We start from the raw sequence: 1,862 nt of genomic DNA on the forward strand, positions 1-1,862 counted from the left end.
TCGAGATTTTTAGAAATTTTTATAAAAGCAGCGACAGCCCGCAAAAATTTAGCGTGCAGCGCTGCATCAAAGACCTGCTAAAGCTCATGCACACCGAGCTTAGCAAAGCAAACGTCGCGGTAAGCTTGCGCGAGTTTCAAGACGAAGAAGCCACGCAGCGAATGGGCATCGTGCAGCAAATTTTACTCATCCTCATTCACAACGCCAAAGACGCGGTCGTGGAGCGATACAAAGACGAGATTGCCAAGCGGCAGGTTTTTATTGACGTCAAATTTGAAAACGGCACGTGCAAAATAGCCGTCACGGACTACGGTAGCGGTGTGAGCAAGGAGCTTCGGGATAAAATTTTAACCCAGCCAAAAACCACCAAAAAGCAAGGAAGCGGTATCGGGCTGTATTTTGGCAAAAAGCTAGCAAACGAAAAGCTTTCAGGCGACATCAGGCTGCTAAGCGCGGGCGATCCGACGACGTTTGAGCTCGGCTTTGAGATAAATTTAAAGGAGTGAGATGCAAGAGCATTTGAAGCTACTTAAAGACCTGAGCGTCCTCATCGTCGAGGACGACGAGATCGCAAGGGAGCTGCTAATAGGCGGGCTAAAGCCGTATTGCCTTAGCGTCTGGGGCGCGGGCGACGGGCTAGAGGGGCTGGAGCGCTTTAAAAAGCTAGCTCCCGCCATCGTCATCACCGACATCCACATGCCCGCGATGAACGGCTTTGAGATGATGAAGGAGATGATGCGCATCAAACCCGCGCAAAAATTTATCGTCTTTACCTCCTACGACACCGACGACAACCTCATCAAAAGCATCGAGCACGGCGCGGCGTCGTTTCTAAAAAAGCCAGTCGATATCGCCGCGCTTTGCCGTCTGCTCGTGGCTCTAACCTACGAAAAGGACGAAAAGCTCGTGCACCTGGGCCCGCAAACGAGCATAAATCTCGCTAAAGAAAAGATCTACAAAAACGGCGAAGAAATTTATCTATCATTTTTGCAAAACAAGCTCTTTTGGCTCTTTGCGTATAATCTAAACAAGCTCGTGAGCTACGAGATGATCGAGGAGTTCGTCTACGAGGGCGAGCAAACGAGCAAGGGCGCGATACAAAACGTCGTACTAAGGCTGAAGCGGGAGCTGGGGGTTAAATTTAAAAATATTAGCGAGAGCGGATATATACTGCTAAGCGGCGATCAAATTTAACTTTGCGGCTTGCCTCGCGAGCGTCTTTAACGGAGCTAGTAAAAATTTAGCTTGATAGACTACGTGTCTTATCTTCGCTAAATTTTTACGTCACAACCCTTAAATACATCTCGCGATACTTCGCCTTGACTTTTTACGCTCAAATTTGAAGTCAAATTTATAAATTTTAGCTCAAATTTTACTCGCCGAGATCCGCTCCTTGAAAACGTAAAATTTAGTCGCTATCGTGCTGCGCGGCTTAGCGATAAAATTTACTATAAGCACCGCGACCAAATTTAACGCGGCGCATAAAACAAAGTTTGCTTTGGCGCGGCTAAATTTAATGCGACAAGACCTATTTCGCCAGCAGCTCTTTTACCGCGGCAGCCATTTCATCGACGGAGCCGAACGAAGCCGTGTTTAAGAGATACTTGCCACTCACGACGAACGCTGGCACGCCTGAAATCACCGCGACCTCGTAGCCCGCGTCCCACTGCGCGAGCAGAGCCTGCGCCTTTTTGCTGGCAAGCGCCGCTTCGTATTCGCTCATGCTCACGCCGGCGGTATCTAGCGCGGTTTTGATGAACCTTTGCTTATCGCTACCGCCGCCAAAATCATCCTTTTTGTCGTGGATCGCTTTGTAAATCGCGAATTTCGCCTTTTTAAATTTCGACTCGTCGCTTAGTAGG

General features: G+C 48.7%; 3 protein-coding genes. 2 read left to right on the top strand and 1 reads right to left on the bottom strand.

The window, feature by feature from the left end; translation table 11 throughout:
* Together Q0546_RS02970 and Q0546_RS02975 are read left to right on the top strand one after the other, a co-directional pair.
* The coding region (locus tag Q0546_RS02970) for an ATP-binding protein (RefSeq protein ID WP_298790395.1) at positions 1-506 on the top strand (506 nt) is incomplete at its 5' end.
* 1 nt (position 507) lies between these two features.
* The gene (locus tag Q0546_RS02975; protein ID WP_298790397.1) at positions 508-1,194 is read left to right on the top strand and encodes a response regulator; all 687 of its coding nucleotides are present in this window, start codon (positions 508-510) and stop codon (positions 1,192-1,194) included.
* A 334-nt stretch (positions 1,195-1,528) separates the two neighbouring features.
* Here the strand turns inward: Q0546_RS02975 and Q0546_RS02980 are convergent.
* A partial coding sequence (locus tag Q0546_RS02980; protein WP_298790399.1) for a DsbA family protein occupies positions 1,529-1,862 on the bottom strand: 334 nt, incomplete at its 5' end.

The sequence above is a fragment of the uncultured Campylobacter sp. genome (assembly GCF_937997465.1).
In the GTDB taxonomy this organism is placed as follows: domain Bacteria; phylum Campylobacterota; class Campylobacteria; order Campylobacterales; family Campylobacteraceae; genus Campylobacter_A.

Coding starts and splice junctions, on each gene's coding strand:
- Q0546_RS02975 (WP_298790397.1), top strand. CDS start 508: ATGCAAGAGCATTTGAAGCTACTTAAAGACCTGAGCGTCCTCATCGTC.